Origin of the sequence: Occallatibacter sp. (assembly GCF_049802275.1) — a bacterium.
Taxonomy (GTDB): Bacteria; Acidobacteriota; Terriglobia; order Terriglobales; family Acidobacteriaceae; genus Telmatobacter.
This window is the reverse complement of the sequence record NZ_JBARMD010000024.1, coordinates 1-2946: the sequence shown is the minus strand read 5'-3', so window position 1 is coordinate 2946 and position 2946 is coordinate 1. Positions and strand designations below refer to the sequence as shown.

2 protein-coding genes are annotated in these 2946 nt (G+C 53.6%); one reads left to right on the top strand and one right to left on the bottom strand.

Annotation, left to right across the window (positions count from 1 at the left end; genetic code table 11):
- Positions 1-763 precede the first annotated feature (763 nt).
- Positions 764-1885 carry a PHP domain-containing protein gene (locus WA354_RS00735; protein WP_472811091.1) on the bottom strand — a complete coding sequence of 374 codons (1122 nt, stop codon included), beginning with the start codon at positions 1883-1885 and terminating at the stop codon, positions 764-766.
- A 563-nt stretch (positions 1886-2448) separates the two neighbouring features.
- On the opposite strand from WA354_RS00735, the gene WA354_RS00730 reads away from it, so the two are divergent.
- The coding region (locus tag WA354_RS00730) for a glycosyltransferase (RefSeq protein ID WP_472811090.1) at positions 2449-2946 on the top strand (498 nt) is incomplete at its 3' end.

The following is a 2946-nucleotide window of genomic DNA, read 5'->3' as shown; positions in this document are numbered from 1 at the left end:
GCACTTGCATGATCACTACGGTGCGGCATTCGATGAGTATGCGGCACGAACCAGCAAGCTGATTCCGTTTGTGTATTGACGCCATCTAGCGGAGGCCGAACGCGTCCAACAGAAGCGAAAACTCTGGAACCAGTTCAAGTGGCGCCAACAGGCCATAGGCGGCCAATCAGTTCCCATTCTGAGGTGTGTGAAATATTGCGCGTTGGGAGGCCGATCAGGCTAGATCTTCACCAGCCCGATACTCCGCGTAAGGACGAGAATGCCAGTCTCATTTGCGCCTCTGCAACGCACGATGGATTCCTGGTAGCGGAGGCCCGCCACGAGGCTACCTCTTGCCTCTACGAGGCAGTCTAGTTTCAGCAACGGCCGATCCGCACTCAAACAAGAAGTGAACTCACTCTGTTTGAAGGTAAGAAATCCAGCTGAAAAATAATACAACGAGTCTCCCACCTGCGCTACATCAAGCGATTTCACATTTATTAGATTCAAAAATATTGGCCGCTAATCTCCGCCAATGCGCTCACGGAGCCCGATTAATTCCGAAGTGTCGGCTCCGCGCCAGTTTTCCGGACGCGTGCGGCGTCCATGCATCGGGATGGCGCCCGGTTTATCGATAGGTATTTTTGCCGGTCTCTATGAGTGGTTTTGACCTGCTTGGGGATTCCAGCAATGGCATTTTCTGCACATCACGGACATCCGCGCATAGGCACCATTAATTACGGAGGTTTCGGTTTTGGGGGACTTTCGGGAAGCCTGCAGATGGTCAGTCGGAATCTCCCGTCAGGCGGGTCTGCGCCAAGTTGATGGCAGCGCTAATGACGCGTGCGTCTAAGGTCGCCTCGGGAGCTTTTATCTTGTATCCCTCGAGCGCGAGACGTAACTCATGTACCTCGCTCCAGGCCATGCGCAGGCCGCCGGAGAAGACGCCTCGGCCCATCAGCTGCACGGCTTCAATGCCCCATCTCATCGCGCGGGGAGCCGTACCGTTGGGCCATAGTGTGGCCAAAGGCCTGGGTACTCCGTTTCCGTCGGGATGATAGACGCGTTCATCCCAGTTTCGGGAACCGAGCGGAAATTGAGGGTAGTGGCTCACCGCATCGATGGCAGACCGCAGAATCCGATGCTTCCATGGCTCTGCATATTGAGGCATGAACAGAATCCTGCTCTCTTTCTCGTAACGGATCTCATGAGCAAACTGATCGAAGCAATCGGCTTTGGTCAGGTTGATGTTGGCGTTCGGCTCCAGTCCGTGACGGTCGCCGCCGGAGATGAGAACCATGCCCCACCTCTCACCGAGCTGCAACGCCTTCCGGTTCTCTTTCCAGTTGCGTAATCCATTCAACTCAATTGCATGAATCCACACCCTGTTTTTGTTTAGAAACTCGTTCACCATGTGGATGTGGAGATCCTCTCCAACTCGATACAGATCCCACATCGGGTGATTGAAAATGACAAGCACTTCGGGTTCGGCGTGGAGAGCAGCGAGGACCTCCTTCAACTGCCTTTCGGAGGGACAAGCAGTATACGAAGCAAGAATCTGCATCCATTCGTAAGCTTTGATTCGCGGAAGATTATGGACACCAAGATGGAAGGCCTGTGATCCATAAGGAACAGTCCACTCGACAGAGACCGGGCTGTCCTTTTCGCCCCGAATGTTCTGGAGCAATTGCGATGCTTCAATGTTGTCGTGGTCAGTGAGCGAGACGATCGGCGCAAGCCCAAGCTTCTCAATCTGCCCGCTCTCCAGATCGAACGCCAGATTTGGCGGCAGGGGCGGCGTCCAGTAGCTCAGCCCGTAGTCCACCCGCACTCCGTGATTGGCGTCAGCGCGCTGCTCGAGTCGATGCATGAGCTGGCGCATGAAGGTGTAACGACTGCCGAACAACGCAAGGAATTTCAGCGTCTCTCGGGATTGATTGGTATGACTGTGAAGTGAAACGCCCGACCGAAAATGCCTTGTAGCCTCAGCATCCCGCCAAGAGTAGAAAACTGAGCTGTCTCCCACTTTCCCCCTTTCCCTAGTGGTCCCTGGATATTCGATAGAGCGATTCGTTAAAGAGTTTCCTCAAGAGAAATGACATCTCTCCAACTCGCGATCTTATCGATCGGTGAGTCGAAGGAATTAGAGCAAAAACAGATCGAAACATGCGGTGCACTTGAAGGCGCCCTTCACTTCGTTGGGGGACCTGGGGAATTTAGGGGAGGCGTCCGGACTAGGCAGGTCCCAATGGAAAGCTATCAGAAGCACTGGCAGGAATGCCGCCAGCAAGTTAGGTTTTTTACAATTCCATCGTGAATCATTGCTCCAAAATGAACAGTCCGTCATTTTCGAATGCGCCGACGAGACCACTCGAGTCTAGGTTCAAAGCTAGATCGCACTGTGAAGTTGAAAAGCAGCGACTCATAAGTGGCGTGTTACTCTCGTTTGATTCAAACTCGCAAACAAACATGAGAATCGCATTCTTTACCGAGACCTTTCTGCCCAAGACGGATGGCATTGTCACCACCCTTTGCCAGACGATCCATCAGCTTTGCGAACTTGGGCACGAAGTTCTCATCTTCTCCCCAGCCGGCGGTATTGAGAAATTCGAAAAGTGCCGCGTGGTGGGAATGAAGAGCAAGGCCTTCCCGCTATACCCGGAACTTCGTCTGGCACTTCCTCGCGCTTCCATGCGCAGGGTTCTCGCGGAGTTCAAGCCGGATATTCTTCACGTCGCCGATCCGGCTTTACTCGGGATTGCCGGGCTCTACTATGGTGGTGGCAAGCACGGCGGTGCGCTGCATCTGCCTGTCGTAATTTCCTACCATACCGATTTGCCCGAGTACCTTCACTATTACGGTCTTGGCTTTCTCGAGCTTCACGTTTGGAAGATCCTTCGAGTTCGGCACAGGAGGGCGACAATCAACCTTTGTACGTCAACGCTGATGGTTCGCCAGCTTCAAGAG